The sequence below is a fragment of the Ruegeria sp. ABV4_181 genome (genome assembly GCF_056158465.1).
In genome coordinates, this window is sequence record NZ_JBSWTI010000002.1 from 1,699,198 (window position 1) to 1,717,522 (window position 18,325).

The window sequence follows — 18,325 nt, forward strand, 5'->3', positions numbered from 1 at the left end:
CCTCACAGTTGATACCGGCGCATCCGGGTCTGGATGCCGAACAGGTAAATGCAGACGCCCACAAGGATGATGGCGAACATCGCCCCGGCGATGGCCGAACCCATATGCGGGTCGCCCAGTTGCAACTGGAAGCCAAAGAAGGTGCGGTACATGAACGTGCCCAGAATGTCGGTCGAGAAATCGGGCCCCGCCAACGCGCCCTGCGCGGCATAGATCAGGTCGAAGGCGTTGAAGTTCCCCACGAATGTCAGGATCGAAATGATCCCGATCGACGGCAGGATCAGCGGCAGCTTGATCTTCCAGAAGGCCGAAGCCCCGGTGATGCCGTCAATCTCGCCAGCCTCAAGGATTTCTTCGGGGATCGTCAGCAGGGCGGCATAGATCAGCATCATCGGGATGCCGACGAACTGCCAGACCGAGATCAGCGCCAGGGTGGTCAGGGCGTATTCTTCCTTACCCAGCCACGGAGCGAACAAAAACTTCAGCCCAACCGCGTCCAACATCGAAGGCGCAATGCCCCAGATCGGCGACAGGATCAGTTTCCATGCAAAACCGACGATCACGAAGCTCAGGATCGTGGGAATGAAGATAGCCGAGCGGTAAAGCGCCGAAAACCGCAGGCGCGGATGGCTGAGCAGGGCCGCCAGCGCAATTCCGATTGGGTTCTGCACCAGCATGTGAATCAGGAAGAACCAGAAATTATTCCCCAAGGCATTCCAGAACTGTTCCGACCACACCGGATCGAAAAACAACGTCCGGAAGTTCTGCAAACCGACGAACATGCGGGTCTGATCGACCTCTGTGTACAGCGCCAGACGCAGCGTGTTGAACAGTGGAAAGATCATCACCGCCGTATAGACAAGAACGGCTGGTGCAAGAAACACAACGATATGCCAGCGGAAGCGTGGGCGGGTCATCGGATTGCTTTCAATGGGGTGAAGGGATTACCCGGGCGATCGGTGCCGCCCGGGTAGGGATCAGCTTACTGATGCGGTGCGTACCAGGAGGCGAGGCCCTCCTGCAGCTCTGCACCCAGTTCTTCCGGGGATTTCGCGCCTTTGATGGCTGCGACCGATGCGCCCCAGGTCTCGTTTTCAAGGTTCGGCGTGCCGCGCGACAGGATCTGATAGGTCGAGCGGATGGTCGATTCACATTCTTCGCGCCAGCCGACGATTTCCTTGGCCAGCGGGTCCTGCAGCTCAACCGGAGTGCTGGACAGCGGGAAGAAGCCGGGCAGCGCATTACCGAAAATCTCGGCGAACTCCGGGCTTGCGACCCAGGACAGGAAGGTCTCTGCCGCCTCGGGGTGCTCGGTCGCGGCGTTCATGCCGATGCCGATGTCGGTATGGTCCGAGATATAGCAGGTGTCGCCGGCGTTCTGAACCGGCGGCTTGAACGCGCCCATTTCGAAATCGGCCTGCGCGTTGAAACCCGAAATCTCCCATGATCCGGCCGGATAGATGGCGGCGCGGCCGAGGGTAAAGATGTTCTGGCTGTCGGGATAGGTCTGTGCCTCATACCCGTCGCCCAGATATTCGCCCCAGCGGGCCAAAGTGGCATAGGGTGCGGTCCAGGCTTCATCGGTCAGCTTCTGTTCACCCGAGATCAGCGCCTGACGGCCTTCTTCACCCTTCCAGTAGTTCGGCCCGATGTTGTTGTACCCCATTGTGGCAGCTTCCCATTGGTCGTTGGTGCCCATCGCCATCGGGATGTAGGTGCCGTCTTCCCTGATCTTGTCCAGTGCGGCAAAGAACTCGTCCTCGGTGGTGGGGGCTTCGATGCCCAATTCCGCAAAGGCGTCCTTGTTGTAGATGAAGCCGTGGATCACCGAAGCCATCGGAACGCAGAAGCTGACAGCACCATCATCCGTCTGCCAGGCTGACTTGGCCACGTCCGAAAAGTTGCTCATCGCTTCGACTGCGGACAGATCGGTGAGGTGACCCGCCTCATACAGGGCCAGCGAGGCGTCGAACGGGCGGCATGTGATCAGATCGCCGGCCGAACCCGCGTCCAGCTTTGAATTCAGCACAGCGTTGTATTCTGCCGGCGCAGACGGGGTGAACTCTACCTTGATGCCGGGGTGCTTCGCCTCGAACGCGGGGATGATCTGATCCTGCCACAGGGTCAGGTCGTCGTTGCGCCAGCTTTCAATGGTCAGCGTGACATCTTCGGCATAGGCACCCGTTGCCATGAGGGTGGTGCCAAGTAAGGCCATCTTCAGGCTTCTGTGTTTCATTTCTCTCTCCCGTTTGGTTGGCAATTATTCGTGTTCCGCCAGGGCGGCATTCAGAATTCCGTCGGTCTCCCGCAGTCGCGCGGTCGCGTCCGCCAGCGAAAGGCCCCGCGCCGCGATCAGAACGGCGGGCTTTACATCGCCGTTTGCCGCATCCAGCGCCAGCTGGGCGGTACCGGCATCCACTTCGGCAACCCGGGCCACGATCCCGGCGGCGCGGGCCCGCAGTTTGTCGTTATCGGCCCGCAGGTTGACCATCATCCCGCCATGCACATGGCCGAGTTCGACCGCCATCAGCGATGACAACATGTTCAGGGCGATTTTCTGCGCGGTTCCTGCACCCATTCGGGTTGAACCGGAAATCAACTCTGGCGGTGTGGCCAGCAGGATCGGGATGTCGGCACTCTGCAAAAGCGGGCTTTCCGCGTTGTTGGCGATGCCGATCACGGTTGCGTTGCGCGCCTGCGCGATGTTCATGGCCGCCACAGTGTAACGTGTCGACCCGCTGGCAGAGACCGCAATCACTGTGTCGCGGCTCTGCACGGAACCCAGAGCTTCCTTCAGGCCATCGGTTGCGTCTTCGGCGCCGCCCGGCATCTCGACTCCGGTCGGCAGGCCGCCCGCCATATGGATACGCAAGTTGCCCGGGGGGATCGAGAAGGTGCCGCCCAACTCCTGTGCGTCCGCAGCTGCCATCAGGCCGGACGATCCGGCCGCGACATAATGCAGAACACCGTTTGCGCGGATACTGCGCGCCATGGCCTGGGCGCCAAGTGCGATGGCATCCAGCGCATCGCGCACCGCAGCAGCAGCGGAAATCTGACCTTCCGCCAGCGCACTTGCCGAGGCAATCAGGTCGCCACGGTTCAGGCTTGCTGCATCTTGGTGCAATTGTTCGGTCGACGGCAGCGTCAAGAGAATCCCCCCTATTGCTCCCTTACAATACCTATCTAATACCACTTGTCCATTAAATTCTTTTTCTCCCCGTAATTCACGGTATTCGGTGGGAATTCAGCAGATAAACGGGTGAATGCCTGGAAATGAGGCTTCCCTTCGCTCAATAGGTATTATAATGGTATTGTCATGACTGAGTCTCAGATCAGCGCAGTATTGGCCGTGGACGGCGGTGGAACGCGATGTCGTGTTGCCTGTGACGTCGATGGATCGGTGCATTGTGTTGAAACCGGTGCAGCCAATGTTTCGACAGATTTTGAGGGCGCGCTTGCGCAGATCAAAACCGGGTTTGGAAAGATGGCTGCCCTGTTGGGTGCTGACATCCGTGATTTGATCCGGTGGCCAGCGTTTGTCGGGCTGGCGGGTGTGACCGATGCCCAGATCGCCGGGCGTTTGCGGGATTCGCTGGGCTTGGTTCAGGCCCGGGTAGAAGACGACCGGCCTGCTGCCGTGCGCGGCGCGCTGGGTACGCAGGACGGTCTGATTGCACATTGCGGGACCGGATCTTTCCTGGCCGCTCAGGCCCAAGGCAAGATGCGTTTTGCCGGGGGGTGGGGATCGGTCCTTGGTGATGAGGCGTCGGCGCAATGGGTTGGGCGGCGTGCCCTGTCTGAAACGCTGCGCACATTTGACGGAACGCAGGCGGAGTCTCCGCTGACACGGCAACTGCTGGCAGACTTTGACGGCCCGTCGGGCATCGTACGGTTTGCCAGGGCGGCCACACCCGCGGGATTCGGATCGCTGGCTCCGATGGTAACGGCGGCGGCCAAATCGGGCGACGCTGTTGCCGTTCAGGTTCTGCAAGCGGGCGCGAATTACATTACCGAGACCGCGAAACAACTGGGCTGGCGGCCTGACGGGGCGATCTGTCTGACGGGCGGAATTGCGAATCAATACGCGGATTACCTGCCGTCCAATTTGCAATCTGCCATTCGTCCCGCCCTGGGTGAGCCATTGACCGGCGCACTGGCACTGGCAAGGGAGGTCCGGCATGAGCATCACTGACTTCCTTCGTGCCGAGGCCTGGCTGACGCCGGAAAACGGGCCGCGATACGTTCAGCTGCGTCGGCGGTTGCAGGAGGGGATCGATACCGGCGTGCTTGCCCCGAACTCGTCGCTGCCGTCCGAGCGTGAACTGGTGGAAATCACCGATTTGTCGCGTGTCACAGTGCGCAAGGCGATTCAGGAACTGGTTCAGGAAGGTGTCATTGAACAGCGTCAGGGGTCCGGCTCATTCATTCGCGAGCGTATGCCGCGGGTCGAACAATCGCTGACGCACCTGACCTCGTTCACCGAAGACATGGCAAGCCGGGGAATGCAGACCACCTCCAAATGGCTGGAACGGGGTGTGTTCGCCCCGACACCCGAAGAGATCAGGGCGCTGAGCCTGTCTGACGGCGAACAAATTTCCCGCATCTACCGTCTGCGCGAGGCCGATGGCCGACCGCTGGCGCTGGAACGGGCCGCACTGCCGCTGGATATCCTTCCCAATCCGATCGAAGTGACCACGTCGCTTTACGAAGTGCTCGAAGGGCTGGGCAGGCGCCCTGTGCGCGCCGTTCAAAAGATATCAGCCCTGAATCTGGCAGCGCGCGAGGCTGACTTGTTGGAGGTGCCTGAAGGGGCCGCCGGGCTGAACATCGAGCGTGTTTCATTCCTCAAGAACGGGCGGGTCGCGGAACTGACCCGGTCCCTGTATCGCGGCGATGCCTATGATTTTGTCGCCGAATTGCGGTTGTAACTGGAAAGGCCGGAAATTCATGTCTGAACAAACTTCGAAAATGCGTCAGGAGATCCTCGAAATCCCTGATGCCGTTGACAGATTGCTAAGCCAGGGTGCGACCAATATTCAGGGCGCCGCACAGATGGTCCGTCAGGCCGATCCACGGTTTCTGATTTCGGTGGCCCGGGGTTCATCGGATCACGCCTGCAGCTATCTGAAATACGCCAGCGAGCTGCTGCTGAACCTGCCGGTGGCTTCGGTTGGTCCGTCCGTCAGCTCGATCTACGGCGTTGACCTGAAGGCAAAAGGCGCGCTGTGCCTGTCAGTGTCTCAGTCGGGTCAGAGCCCGGATATCGTGGGAATGACGCGGTCACTTGGAAATTCCGGCGCGGTCACGGTTGCAATTACCAACAACACAAACTCGCGTCTGGCCGAAGCGGCGGACGCGGTATTGCCCCTGCATGCCGGTCTGGAACTGAGTGTGGCTGCCACAAAAACCTTCGTTACTTCGCTGGTGGCCGGATTGTGGCTTTTGGCAGAGCTGACCGAGGATGACGAGCTAACGGGTGCCATACGCACCTTGCCGGGCGTCCTGGAACGGGCCGCGCAATGCGACTGGTCGGCGGCGGCCGAGACGATAACGGGCCGGTCCCTGTTCACCCTTGGGCGCGGACCGTCCTACGCGATGTCCAACGAAGCGGCGTTGAAGATCAAGGAAACTTGTCAGATTCATGCCGAAAGCTATTCAGCGGCCGAGGTGCTGCACGGGCCGGTTTCAATCGTGGAAGAGGGATTTCCGACCATCGTCTTCGCCGCCGGCGATGCGGCGGAACAGACCACGGCCGAAGCGGCCGACGCGCTGGCCGGCAAGGGCGCAACGGTCTTTGCAGCGACCGACAAGGTGACGCAGGCGCAAACCCTTCCATTCATCCGAACCGACCATTGGCTGACCGATCCGATTGCCACCATCACCTCGTTCTACAGTATGGTCGAGGCCGTGGCCGGCGCGCGCGGCATCGACCCGGATACGCCGCGGCATCTCAAGAAGGTGACAGAGACGGTATGACCTCAGATTCGGTAACTTTTCGGAACGGGTCCCTGTTTGACGGCGCGCGACTGCAGACCGGCCAGGCAATCGTTTTTCGGACCGGTGGGCCTGCGACCCTTGTGCCAGAGGGTGATGTGTCGCAAGACGGGCAGGTCATTGACCTGAACGGCGACATCCTCTGCCCGGGCTATGTTGATCTGCAGGTCAATGGCGGCGACGGCGTCATGTTCAACGATGACCCTTCGGTGGAAACCATCAGACGGATCGCGTGTGCGCATCGGCGGCTGGGCGTGGCAAACCTGTTGCCAACGCTGATCACCGATACCGCCGAGAAGACTCAGGCGGCGATTCAAGCGGCGATCGCGGCCATTCAGGAGGGCGTGCCGGGCGTCGCGGGTCTGCATCTGGAAGGGCCGCATCTGTCCGTCGCCCGCAAGGGCGCGCACGACGCCGCACTGATCCGCCCGATGGATGACGGCGACCTTTCCATGCTGATCGACGCGGCGGGCAACTTGCCCAGTCTCAAGGTCACCATCGCGCCCGAGGCCGTTTCGGATCAGCAGGTCAGCGCAATGTCCAGGGCCGGAATTCTGGTATCTCTGGGCCACAGCGACGCGGATTTTGCAACGTGCCAACGATATGCCGAGGCTGGTGCCCGCTGCGTGACACATCTGTTCAACGCCATGAGTCAGTTGGAAAACCGCGAACCCGGGTTGGTCGGGGCCGCACTTGCCAATGGCGGGCTGTCCGCGGGCTTGATCGCTGACGGTATCCACGTACATCCCGAAGTTATCCGGGCGGCCTGGGCCGCCAAGAATGCACCCGGTCAGGTCTTTCTTGTCAGCGATGCCATGGCCGTTGCTGGTACGGATCAGACCGAATTCCGACTGGAAGGCCGACGGATTACCCGAACCGACGGGCGGCTGACCCTTGAGGACGGAACACTGGCCGGTGCGGATCTTGATCTGACCACGGCTATCCGCAATCTGGTCAATCGGGTCGGTGTGCCATTGCAGGATGCCCTTGCCGCCGCGACGACTTATCCGGCGCAGCTCATTGGTCTGCCGGAGGCGCAACTTCAGCGGTACGAATCGATGATCCGGGTGTCGGCGGACCTGAAATCGTGTTCCTGGCTGGCGCGATGATCTGTCCTGGCTGAGGCCATGATCGTTGGTCCGCATCGCCTGTTGTGCATGGCACAACCGAGTGGAGGCAAATTTCGGTTTCGTGGTCCGAACGGCGCTTGACGATACCTGACGCATCGCTTAAACCGACCTCCGCTGAGCGGGCGTCGTATACTGGCTATTACCTCAGCCTTCCAAGCTGATGAAGCGGGTTCGATTCCCGCCGCCCGCTCCAGATCAGCCCACAAATTCTGCGTCAAATGGCCCTGCAGGGTCTGCAATTTGCGTGACTTTGCTTGACCCCGTGACGTAGTGCAGCCAAGAAGCGGTCACTCAGTCGCGAATACGAATTAAGGGCCGGCCATGGCAAGATCCGCTTCAGCACGTCCAGCAGACAAACCCGCGCCGGGTGCCAGCGAAGAACGCGCCGGATCGAAGAAGATTGGCGTTCTGTCCTCGCTGTGGCCGTTCATGCGGCCCTACCGGATGCTGATGATCGGCGCGACGTTGGCGCTGGTGCTGACGGCCAGCATGACGCTGACCTTGCCGCTAGCAGTGCGCCGCGTGGTCGACAATTTCCGCATCGAAGACGGCGAGTTGCTGGATTGGTATTTTCTGGCGGCGCTGGGCATCGCGGCGATTCTGGCGATGGGAACCGGCATTCGCTATGCGCTGGTCACCCGGTTGGGCGAGCGTGTCGTGGCCGATATCCGCAAGGCCGTGTTCGACCGCGTCATAGGGATGAGCCCCGAATTCTACGAACGGATCATGACGGGCGAAGTGCTCAGCCGGATTACCACGGACACCACCCTGATTCAGTCGGTTCTGGGGTCTTCGGTGTCCATCGCGCTGCGCAACCTGTTGATGTTCATTGGCGGGCTGGTGCTGATGTTGCTGACCTCGGCCAAGCTGACTGGCATGGTGTTGTTGCTGATCCCGCTGGTCGTGGTGCCGATCCTGGTGCTGGGCCGCCGCCTGCGCGTCATCAGCCGTGAAAACCAGGACTGGATTGCGGCCTCATCCGGTAATGCGGGCGAGGCGCTTGGTGCCGTTCAGACGGTGCAGGCATTCACGCATGAACAGGCCAGCCGCAAGCAGTTTGGCGACATGACCGAGACATCTTATGTCGTGTCTCTGCGCCGGATCAAAACCCGCGCGGTTCTGACCGTGATCGTGATTTTTCTGGTGTTCTCGGGCATCGTCGGCGTTCTGTGGATGGGCGCGAATGATGTGCGCAACGGGGTGATGACCGAAGGCGTTCTGATCCAGTTCGTGATCTATTCGGTCATCATGGCGGGTTCCGTCGCTGCCCTTTCGGAAATCTGGAGCGAGCTGCAGCGTGCCGCGGGCGCGACCGAACGTCTGGTCGAATTGCTGAATGCACAGGACACCGTGAATGACCCGGCAAAGGCCAGCGCATTGCCCGCTGATGTGCGCGGCGAGATCCGGTTCGATGACGTGACTTTCCGCTATCCTTCGCGCCCTGATGTCGTGGCGCTGGACCACCTGAGCCTTCAGGTCAAACCGGGTGAGACGGTGGCTTTTGTCGGCCCGTCAGGTGCGGGCAAGACAACCGTGATCCAGATGATCCAGCGTTTTTATGATCCGGATTCCGGACGGGTCAGCCTGGACGGGGTCAATCTCAAGGACCTCGATCGCGCCGATTTCCGGCACCATATGGCTCTGGTGCCGCAGGACCCGGTCATCTTCGCGGCATCTGCGCGCGAGAATATACGTTTTGGCCGATTGGATGCCACCGACGACGAGGTTGAGGCCGCCGCCCGTGCCGCTGCGGCGCATACATTCATTTCGGCCCTTCCTGAAGGGTATGACAGCTTTGTCGGGGAACGGGGCGTGATGCTGTCGGGAGGGCAGAAGCAACGCATTGCCATCGCCCGCGCGATCCTGCGAGACGCGCCGGTGCTGTTGCTGGACGAAGCCACCTCGGCCCTTGATGCCGAAAGCGAACGTGCGGTGCAGGGGGCCGTGGACAAGATGCGCGCCGGTCGCACGACCCTGATCGTGGCGCACAGGCTGGCAACGGTGAAAAAGGCCGACAGGATCGTGGTGATGGAGGCCGGCCAAATCATGGCGCAGGGCACCCATGACGATCTGGTGGCGCAGGACGGGTTGTATGCCCGTCTGGCCCGGCTGCAGTTCACCGACGGTCTGGCCGCCGAATGATGTGACGTGGGGGCAATTTAACCCGCTCCGTAGCGTCATTCTACACCTGAACGGGCATCGCCGCTAAGCGCATTCTTGATCATGCGCGGTTTTGCTTCCATTTTGTCGATGGACACTAAACCTGTGCTGGACACGGGACAGATAAGGGAGGAACCACATGGCGTTTGTGGGATTGGAAGACAAGGCGAGAATGGAGCAGGAAATGCCGTGGGAGGACCGCGACGTTCCGGTGACCTTCCACCAGTTGCTGTCACGGACGGCAGGCAAATATCCGAACAGCAATGCAGTCAGCTTTCAGCTTTTTTCCGGCCCGACCGACAAGGCCGAGACACTGACCTGGTCGGAACTGCTGGGCAAGGTCAATCAGGCCGCCAACCTGTTCCGGTCTCTGGGCGTCGGTGAAAAAGACGTGGTTGCCTATGTGCTGCCCAACTGTAACGAAACCCTGGTCACCATGATGGGCGGGGCTGTTGCCGGGATCGTCAACCCGATCAACCCGCTGCTGGAACCCGAGCAGATCGCGGCCATCCTGCGGGAAACCGGGGCCAAGGTTGTGGTGACGCTCAAGTCGTTCCCCAAAACCGACGTCGCCCAAAAGGTCGAAGAGGCCGTGCGCCACGCGCCTAAGGTTAACACCATTCTCGAAATCGACCTCAACCGATACCTGACGCCGCCAAAGTCCTGGCTGGTGCCCTTCCTGCGCCCGAAGATGGGCGACAAGGAACATCTGGCCCACGCGGATTACAAGAACTTCAATCAGGAACTGGCGAAACAGCCCACCACGCTGACTTTCGAAGACAGCAAGGAAGACCGCGTAGCCTGCTACTTCCACACGGGCGGAACCACGGGCATGCCCAAGGTTGCGCAGCACAAATACTCCGGTCTGGTTTATAACGGCTGGCTGGGTCATACCCTGCTGTTCTCGGAAGAAGACGTGATCATGTGCCCGCTGCCGATGTTCCACGTCTTTGCCGTGCATGTGATCATGATGGCCGCCGTGTCTTCGGGCGCGCATGTGGTCTTCCCGACGCCGCAGGGGTATCGCGGCGATGGTGTGTTCGACAATTTCTGGAAACTGATCGAGCGCTGGAAGGTGAGTTTCATCATCACCGTCCCCACGGCCATCGCCGCCAAGATGCAGCGCCCGGTGGATGCGGATATCTCCAGCGTCAAAACGGCCTTTTCAGGCTCGGCGCCGCTGCCGGTAGAGCTGTTCCGCCGGTTCGAAGAGGCCACCGGCGTGACCATCGTCGAAGGCTATGGCCTGACCGAAGCCACCTGCCTTGTGTCCTGTAACCCGGTGGATGGGGAAAAGAAGATCGGCTCGATCGGCATCCCTTTCCCCTACACGGACGTGAAAATCCTGCAAAACGGTCCGGACGGCCCGAAAGAATGCGGGTCTGACGAGATCGGTGAAATCTGCATCTCGAACCCCGGTGTCTATGCAGGCAACACCTATACCGAGGCCGACAAGAACGTAGACCTTTATCACTTCGACAAATACCTGCGCACGGGCGATTTGGGCCGGTTTGACGAGGATGGTTACCTGTGGATCACCGGGCGCGCCAAGGATCTGATCATTCGCGGCGGCCACAACATTGATCCCGCCGAAATCGAAGAAGCCCTGTTGGGTCACGATGCGGTTGCCTTTGCCGGCGCCATCGGCCAGCCGGACGCATATGCGGGCGAGGTGCCCTGCGCTTTCGTCGAACTGGTCGACGGCGCCACGGTCACCGAAAAAGAGCTGATGGATTACTGCGACGTGCACGTTCACGAACGGGCCGCGCAACCCAAGCACATGACCATTCTGGACGAGCTTCCCAAGACCGCTGTCGGAAAGGTCTTCAAACCGGAGCTGCGCAAACAGGCGATCACCCGCATCTATAACGGTGCGCTGGAAAAGGCAGGCGTCGAAGCGCGCGTGGTCTCGGTAATCGACGACAAAAAACGCGGTCTCGTTGCGCAGCTTGACGCGAACGGTTCCTCGGACGACGATGTCAGCAAGGTGCTGGGATCGTTCACCCGGCCATGGGAGTGGGCTGCCTGACCGGGAGGATACATGGATTATGAACGTCTGATCGATGAGGAAACCTGGGCGTTCATAAGACGAACGGCTGAAAGCTATCCCGAAGACGCGGTGAAAATGTCGATCGACGATCAACGCCGCGTCTATGACGCCATGTGTCGGGACTTTCGCCAACCTCGGCCCGATGGCGTCGAAACGCAGGACAGGTCCGCCGATGGCGTGCCTGTCCGGGTTTACACCGCCGGAGATCCCACGCGAACCGTCGTCTATTTTCATGGCGGCGGTTTTGTCGTTGGCGGGCTGGACAGCCACGATGACGTTTGCGCCGAGATTTGTGCGCAGACCGGATATCGGGTTGTCGCCGTGGACTATCGCCTGTGTCCCGAACATCTGCACCCGGCCCAGTTTCAGGATTGCTGGACTGCTACGAATTGGGTCTTTCGGGAATTTGGCGACCCGATGATTCTGGCAGGCGACAGCGCGGGTGGCAATCTTGCGGCCGCCGTTGCCCATTACGGGCGGGGACGGCTTGAGAGCATCATGGCGCAGGTTCTCATCTATCCCGAGTTGGGCGGTGATACTTCGAAGGGATCGTATATCGAACATGCCCACGCACCGCTTTTGACGCGAGACGAGGTTCTTTATTTCGAAAAGGTGCGCTGTAGCGGCGAGGTACCCGCCGAAGACCCGACATTCGCGCCCTTAAATGACACCGAATTCACAGCCCTGCCGCCCACGGTTGTCGTGACCGCGGATTGTGACCCGCTGCGGGATGACGGGGCTGCCTATTGCGACCGGATCACCGCTGCAGGCGGGCAGGCGCATTGGGTGAACGAACCCGGCCTTGTGCATGGATATCTGCGCGCGCGAAACAGCGTGAAGCGCGCCGCCAACAGTTTCGAGCGGATTTCCGTCGCCATTGAGGCGCTGGGCCAGCAGATCTGGCCCTACGACTGAATTGTCATTTCAGAAACGGCGCGGCTTTCATCGTCTCGGCAACAGGCGCGCCCATCCGGTTAAGGATGGTAGGCGCAAGCTGTAGCTGATCAATCACCGTGTCGGCCTCGGGGCCTTCGGCATCGCCAAAATAATACAGCGCAGTTTCCTGCTGAAGCGCGCCACGTCCGCCGTGATGGCCGCGTTCATCCTGCCCGTGATCGGCGGTCACGATGATCTCATATCCCAATTGCCGCCATCGGGGGATGAACGGGGCCAGCATCTCGTCGGCGACAAAACAGGCGTGGTCCATTTCCTCGCAATCATGAAAGAACCGATGGCCCATGCTGTCCAGTGTGCAGCTGTGCAGGATTCCGTAATCCAGCCCAAAGCGCAGGCACAGATTGGTGAGCGTGGCGAACAGGTCCACATCGCAGGGCGTCATCTGATTGGCCTTGCCATATCCGGTCATGGTGTGGAATCGGCCATGATTGATGGACCTGCTGTCCGGCTCGTCATATTCGACATCCCGAACGTAGTCGAAGGGATGGCGATTGAAGAACTGCGACCAATAGCTATGGGTCACCGCCCCGGTCACACCACCCCCTTCACGCACCTGGCTGAAGACATCCTTGTGGCCAAGGCGGAACACATTTCCATTTCCGGTACAGCCATGCTCCTGCGGTGTGACGCCGGTATGGATCGAGGCATAGCAACTGGCCGAGGTTGACGGAAGAACGGCGCGCAGCTTCCACACTCGCGCCTCACCGCTGTCGACCCAGCCTTCCAGATTGCCGAACAGGCGGCGAAAATTGCGCCAGGGAACCCCGTCCAGAATGATGAGGAGTAGTTTGCGATCCATGTGCCGCCCCTTTTCTTCTTAGGGCGACCCTAGGGGATTCGCCCGACCGGGGCTGCCTGTTCGCGCCCTCAATGGCAAAATCCCGACACCTGTCGTCGGACAGGATGCCGGGATTTAAAATCTTCACCGAATTGTCACGGAAAAGGCCGGGATCAGTTCCCGGCGCTTTCCATCTTGCGGTGGGCGACAACCTCTTCCAGCCAGCCCAGATGCATCTCGGGCACGGAACTGAGCAGCAGGTCGGTATAGTCGTCGAACGGCGGGCTCAGAACCTCGCTCTTGGAGCCATAGCGCACGACGCGCCCCTGATACATCACCGCAATGCTGTCGCTGATGGCGCGCACCGTCGCCAGATCGTGGGTGATGAACAGATAGGCCACATCCTCGATCTTCTGCAGGTCCAGCAGCAGCTTGAGGATGCCATCCGCCACCAACGGGTCGAGCGCCGAGGTCACCTCATCACAGATGATCATCTTGGGCTTTGCTGCCAGCGACCGGGCGATGCAGACACGCTGTTTCTGCCCACCGGACAGTTCCGCGGGATAGCGGTCGATGAATTTCTCGCCCAGCTCGATCTCATCCAGCAATTCGACGATCCGCTTGCGCTTTTCGGAACCGCGCATGTTGAAGTAGAACTCCAGTGGCCGGCCGATGATCGTACCGACGGTCTGCCGCGGGTTCATCGCCACGTCGGCCATCTGATAGATCATCTGCAACTCGCGCAGGTCTTCCCGGCTGCGCCCCGCCAGATCGCGCGACAGCTTGCGCCCGGCAAAGGTGATCTCACCGTCGCGGGGCGGCAGCAGGCCGGTGATCACCCGCGCCAGCGTCGATTTACCCGAGCCGGATTCGCCCACAACCGCCAGCGTCTGCCCCGGGTGCAGTTCCACATTGACGTTGTGCAGCACGTCGAAGTTCAGCCCCTTGTAGCGCGCGGTGATCCCGTCAACGCTCAGCACCGCCTCAGGCGTGGGCTTCTTCTCTTCATGTTCGATCGAACGGACCGAGACCAGCGCCTTGGTATAGTCCTCTTGCGGATCGTTGATGATCTGGTCGGTATGGCCGTATTCGACCGTATTGCCCATTCGCAACACCATGATGTCATCACTTACCTGCGCGACGACGGCGAGGTCGTGGGTGATGTAGAGCGCGGCAACGCCGGTATCGGCAATGGCCTCTTTGATCGCCATCAGAACGTCGATCTGCGTCGTCACGTCCAGCGCCGTCGTGGGTTCGTCGAATACCACCAGATCGGGCTCGGGGCACAGGGCCAGCGCCGTCATGCAGCGCTGTAGCTGACCGCCAGACACCTGGTGCGGATAGCGGTCGCCGATATTGTCCGGATCGGGCAGACCCAGCTTGGCGAACAACTCCCGCGCGCGGCCTTCGGCCACTTTACGGCTGAACTTCTTTTGCTCGACGGCCGCCTCGACCACCTGATCCATGATCTTCTTTGCCGGGTTGAATGACGCGGCAGCAGATTGCGAGACATAAGTGACCTCACCGCCGCGCAGCTTGCGAATGTCGCCATGGGACGCCTTCAGAATGTCGCGCCCGTTGACCCAGACCTCGCCCCCGGTGATCTTCACACCGCCACGGCCGTAAGCCATAGAGGCCAGACCAATCGTGGACTTGCCGGCACCGGATTCACCGATCAGCCCCAGCACCTTGCCGCGTTCGAGGTCAAAGCTGACCCCGTGCACGATTTCGATGTCATGGGGTTTCTCACCCGGCGGATACACGGTCGCGCCGATTTTGAGGTCGCGGACCTTGAGAAGGGTATCACTCATCCCCGACCTCCTTTCAGCGATGTGGTACGGTTCAGGATCCAGTCAGCCACCAGGTTGACCGAGATTGCCAGCGTCGCGATGGCGACAGCAGGGTAGAGCGCCGCGCCGATGCCATAAACGATGCCATCCTTGTTTTCCTTCACGATACCGCCCCAGTCGGCCTGCGGCGGCTGAACGCCTAGCCCCAGGAAGGACAGTGTCGAGACGAACAGAACCATGAAGATGAACCGCAGGCCCATTTCCGCAACCAGTGGCGACAGCGCATTGGGCAGGATTTCCCGGAAGATGATCCAGGCGATCTTTTCCCCGCGCAGGCGCGCGGCCTCGACATAGTCCATGACCGAAATGTCCACCGCCACGGCCCGGGCCAGCCGGTAAACGCGGGTGGCATCCAGAAAGCCCATGACCAGGATAAGGATGGTAACGCTGACCGGAACAACCGACAGAACAACCAGCGCAAAAATCAGCGTCGGGATCGACATGATGAGGTCAACGAAACGCGACAGGGTCTGATCCACCCAGCCACCGACAACGGCCGCGAAAAAGCCCAGCACCGAGCCGGTGACGAAGCTGAGGATCGTGGCGGCAGTTGCGATGAAAATGGTGGTGCGGCCGCCGTAGATCATACGGCTTAGCAGATCGCGCCCGATATTGTCCGTGCCCAGCAGGAACTGAGACGACGATGGCTCCCACACGCCGCCGACCACTTCGGCCATGCCGTAAGGTGCGATCAGCGGCGCCAGCAGGGCGGCCAGGAAGTAGAGGGCGGTAAGGATCAACCCGATCAGTGCAGAAATAGGAATGTTCTTCATTTCGGGTGCCTTAGTCTTGGGTTTGCCACGATCGAGACGATATCGGCAATCATGTTCAGCCCGATATAGACCGCGGCAAAGATCAATCCGCAGGCCTGCACAACCGGCACGTCCCGTTTGGAGACGTGATCGACCATGTACTGCCCCATACCCGGGTATACAAAGACCACTTCGATCACGACCACGCCCACAACCAGATAGGCGAGGTTCAGCATGACCACATTCACGATCGGGGCGATGGCGTTGGGAAAGGCGTGGCGATAAATGACTTTGAAGGTACTCAGCCCTTTCAGTTCGGCCGTTTCGACATAGGCCGATTGCATCACGTTCAGGATCGCGGCACGCGTCATGCGCATCATATGTGCCAGCACAACCAGCGTCAGCACCGTGATGGGCAGGGCAATCGCGCTCAGCTTCTGACCGAGCGACATACTGTCATTGATCATCGCAACCGACGGGAACCAGCGCAGCTTGACCGCGATGAAATACATCAGCAGGTAACCGATCAGAAACTCGGGCACCGAAATCGACGCCAGTGTCACGGCCGAAATCAGCTTGTCGGGCCAGCGGTCGCGGTAGCGCACTGCCAGCAGGCCCAGCAAAATCGCCAGCGGAACCGAGATGACCGCGGCCCAGAACGCCAGGAACAGCGTGTTACCGAGGCGGTCGCCGATGCTTTCGGTGATGCTTTTGCCACTGGTCAGCGCGGTGCCCAGGTCACCCTGCAATACTCCGCCCAGCCAACTGAAATAGCGTTGAACCGGCGGGTCGTTCAGCCCCAGCTCATCTCGCATGTTGGCCAGCGCCTCGGGGGTTGCCGATTGTCCCAGGATGGATTGGGCCACATCTCCGGGCAGGATGATCGTGCCGACAAAGATGAGAATGGAGACGAAAAACAGCAGCAGCAGACCCAGCGCGATGCGCTGGGCCAGTAGTTTTACAAGCGGCGACATATCAGCCGGCCACCCACATCTTCGACGGTGCGTAGAGATCCATCAGGTCAAAGCCCTTGTGATCGTCGACCCAGCCGGTGATCCGGTCCGACGTCGCGCCGATGAAATCATTGAACATCGGGCAGATCAGGCCGCCTTCACCGTGGACGAGCGCGCCCATATCGGCGTACATCTGCGTCCGCTTGGCATCGTCCAGCTCGCCACGCGCATCAACCACCAACTGATCGAAGTTATCGTTGAAGAAGCGGGTGTCGTTCCAGTCCGCCGAGGACAGATAAGCCGTCGAATACATCTGATCCTGAACCGGACGGCCGCTCCAGTAGCTGGTGCAGAAGGGCTGAACGTTCCAGACTTCGGACCAGTAACCGTCATTCGGTTCACGCTTGATATCCAGCGTGATGCCGGCTGCGGCCGCGGATTGCTGGAACAGTGCCGCAGCATCCGGCGCGCCGGGGAACGAGTTGTCCGATGTGCGCAGCGTGATCGGGCCGCTGTGACCGGATTTCTCATAGTGGAACTTGGCTTTGTCCAGATCGTATTCACGCTGCTCAAGCGGCGTGAACAGCGGGTAGGACGCGTTGATCGGGATGTCATTGCCAAGCGAGCCGTAGCCGAACAGGATCTTGTCGACCAATTCCTGACGGTTGATGGCGTATTTCAGTGCCAGACGCAGTTCGTTGTTGTCGAACGGTGCCGTGTTGCAATGCATGATGAACACATAATGGCCCGGTCCGGCTGTCGAATGCACATTGATGCCCGGCGCGCGGCTGACCAGATCAGCGGTTCTGGGCGGCACCCGGTCGATCATGTCGACCTGACCCGACTGCAACGCGGCTACGCGCGCGGTGTTGTCGTTGATGACGACAACCTCGATCGTTTCCGCATGGCCGAGGTTCGGATCCCAGTAGTTGGGGTTCTTTTCGGCGACAAAACGCACGCCCATATCGACTTCTTTCAGCACATACGGGCCTGTGCCGATGGCCGCTGTCGGGTCGTCCTTGCCACCGTTGGGCTGGATCATCAGGTGATAATCGGTCAGCAGATAGGGCAGGTCGGCGTTCGGCGAATCCAGTTCGACGACGAATTTGTCGCCCTCGGCCCGCATTCCCGAAATGCCGCGCAACAGTCCCAGCGCGCCGGACTTGGTTTCGTCGTTCGAATGACGGTCGATCGTGGCCAGCACATCCTCGGCGGTGACGCTTTTGCCGTTCGAGAAGGTCATGCCTTCGCGGATCTTGAACGTCCAGGTCTTGGCATCTGCCGAGGCCTCGACGCTTTCGGCTACTTTCGGCTCCAGCCCGCCATGCGGAGCCAGCGCCATCAGCAATTCACCCCAAAGGCGGTTGATCATGGTGCCAGTGGTGTTGGTCGTGGTCGCGGGATCAAGGCTGTCGGTCGAGCTGCCGCCCTGAATCCCGGCACGGATGGTTCCGCCTTTGACCGGACCGGCCGCACGTGCCGCATCAGCGAACAGGGTGCTTGCCATCGCCGCAGACACACCCAGCGCCGCGGCCTTCCCCATGAATTCACGGCGGGTCAGCTTGCCGGCGGTGACCTGTCTGGCCATGTGAGTGAGTTGATCGTTCATCCAAAATCTCCCAGTTGATTGGATTGTCGCCCTTTACGGGCTTTTTATTGACGCATAAGTCAAAGTAGGCCGATTTTTGCCCCCTGGGCAAG

Annotated in this window: 15 protein-coding genes and 1 tRNA gene; 8 read left to right on the plus strand and 8 right to left on the minus strand. The window is 60.4% G+C overall.

Annotation, left to right across the window (positions count from 1 at the left end; translation table 11 throughout):
• Positions 1–2: 2 nt before the first annotated feature.
• The 3 genes from ACXAC3_RS08400 to ACXAC3_RS08410 all read right to left on the minus strand — a co-directional run bounded on the left by ACXAC3_RS08400 (position 3) and on the right by ACXAC3_RS08410 (position 3,148).
• Positions 3–917 (minus strand): carbohydrate ABC transporter permease, encoded by a 915-nt coding sequence (locus tag ACXAC3_RS08400; protein ID WP_475158693.1) that lies wholly within the window; start codon positions 915–917, stop codon positions 3–5.
• A gap of 65 nt (positions 918–982) precedes the next feature.
• The gene (locus ACXAC3_RS08405; protein ID WP_475158694.1) at positions 983–2,236 is read right to left on the minus strand and encodes an ABC transporter substrate-binding protein; all 1,254 of its coding nucleotides are present in this window, start codon (positions 2,234–2,236) and stop codon (positions 983–985) included.
• Positions 2,237–2,260: 24 nt separating this feature from the next.
• Positions 2,261–3,148, minus strand: a complete 888-nt coding sequence (locus ACXAC3_RS08410) for an N-acetylmuramic acid 6-phosphate etherase (RefSeq protein ID WP_475158695.1) — start codon at positions 3,146–3,148, stop codon at positions 2,261–2,263.
• A gap of 168 nt (positions 3,149–3,316) precedes the next feature.
• Between ACXAC3_RS08410 and ACXAC3_RS08415 the strand changes: the two genes are divergently transcribed.
• From ACXAC3_RS08415 to ACXAC3_RS08450, 8 genes are all read left to right on the plus strand, one after another.
• Entirely contained in the window at positions 3,317–4,192 is an 876-nt protein-coding gene (locus ACXAC3_RS08415; RefSeq protein ID WP_475158697.1) for a glucosamine kinase nucleotide-binding domain-containing protein, read from the plus strand.
• Complete coding sequence (locus tag ACXAC3_RS08420; protein ID WP_475158698.1) at positions 4,179–4,928, plus strand: GntR family transcriptional regulator; 750 nt, start codon at positions 4,179–4,181, stop codon at positions 4,926–4,928. The genes ACXAC3_RS08415 and ACXAC3_RS08420 overlap by 14 nt, the downstream gene beginning before the upstream one ends.
• A 19-nt stretch (positions 4,929–4,947) precedes the next feature.
• Positions 4,948–5,976, plus strand: a complete 1,029-nt coding sequence (locus tag ACXAC3_RS08425) for an SIS domain-containing protein (protein WP_475158699.1) — start codon at positions 4,948–4,950, stop codon at positions 5,974–5,976.
• Positions 5,973–7,103, plus strand: coding sequence for an N-acetylglucosamine-6-phosphate deacetylase (gene nagA, locus ACXAC3_RS08430; protein ID WP_475158700.1), 1,131 nt, complete (start codon positions 5,973–5,975; stop codon positions 7,101–7,103). The genes ACXAC3_RS08425 and nagA overlap by 4 nt, the downstream gene beginning before the upstream one ends.
• A gap of 139 nt (positions 7,104–7,242) precedes the next feature.
• Positions 7,243–7,317, plus strand: a tRNA-Gly gene (locus ACXAC3_RS08435).
• Positions 7,318–7,445: 128 nt separating this feature from the next.
• A complete protein-coding gene (locus ACXAC3_RS08440) occupies positions 7,446–9,266 on the plus strand; it encodes an ABC transporter transmembrane domain-containing protein (protein ID WP_475158701.1) in 1,821 nt (606 codons plus the stop codon).
• 157 nt (positions 9,267–9,423) lie between these two features.
• Positions 9,424–11,313, plus strand: coding sequence for an acyl-CoA synthetase (locus ACXAC3_RS08445; RefSeq protein WP_475158702.1), 1,890 nt, complete (start codon positions 9,424–9,426; stop codon positions 11,311–11,313).
• A 12-nt stretch (positions 11,314–11,325) separates the two neighbouring features.
• On the plus strand, positions 11,326–12,249 hold the full coding sequence (locus ACXAC3_RS08450; protein ID WP_475158705.1) for an alpha/beta hydrolase: 924 nt from the start codon (positions 11,326–11,328) through the stop codon (positions 12,247–12,249).
• A gap of 4 nt (positions 12,250–12,253) precedes the next feature.
• On the opposite strand, the gene ACXAC3_RS08455 is transcribed toward ACXAC3_RS08450, so the two are convergent.
• The 5 genes from ACXAC3_RS08455 to ACXAC3_RS08475 form a co-directional block, all read right to left on the minus strand.
• Positions 12,254–13,090 carry an alkaline phosphatase family protein gene (locus tag ACXAC3_RS08455; protein WP_475158707.1) on the minus strand — a complete coding sequence of 279 codons (837 nt, stop codon included), beginning with the start codon at positions 13,088–13,090 and terminating at the stop codon, positions 12,254–12,256.
• 152 nt (positions 13,091–13,242) lie between these two features.
• On the minus strand, positions 13,243–14,880 hold the full coding sequence (locus ACXAC3_RS08460; protein ID WP_475158710.1) for an ABC transporter ATP-binding protein: 1,638 nt from the start codon (positions 14,878–14,880) through the stop codon (positions 13,243–13,245).
• Positions 14,877–15,692: an ABC transporter permease gene (locus ACXAC3_RS08465; protein ID WP_475158713.1), complete on the minus strand. Its 816-nt coding sequence runs from the start codon at positions 15,690–15,692 to the stop codon at positions 14,877–14,879. Before ACXAC3_RS08465 ends, ACXAC3_RS08460 begins: the two co-directional genes overlap by 4 nt.
• Positions 15,689–16,645 carry an ABC transporter permease gene (locus ACXAC3_RS08470; protein ID WP_475158716.1) on the minus strand — a complete coding sequence of 319 codons (957 nt, stop codon included), beginning with the start codon at positions 16,643–16,645 and terminating at the stop codon, positions 15,689–15,691. The genes ACXAC3_RS08465 and ACXAC3_RS08470 overlap by 4 nt, the downstream gene beginning before the upstream one ends.
• A 1-nt stretch (position 16,646) precedes the next feature.
• Positions 16,647–18,233 (minus strand): ABC transporter substrate-binding protein, encoded by a 1,587-nt coding sequence (locus ACXAC3_RS08475; protein ID WP_475158719.1) that lies wholly within the window; start codon positions 18,231–18,233, stop codon positions 16,647–16,649.
• Positions 18,234–18,325 lie beyond the last annotated feature (92 nt).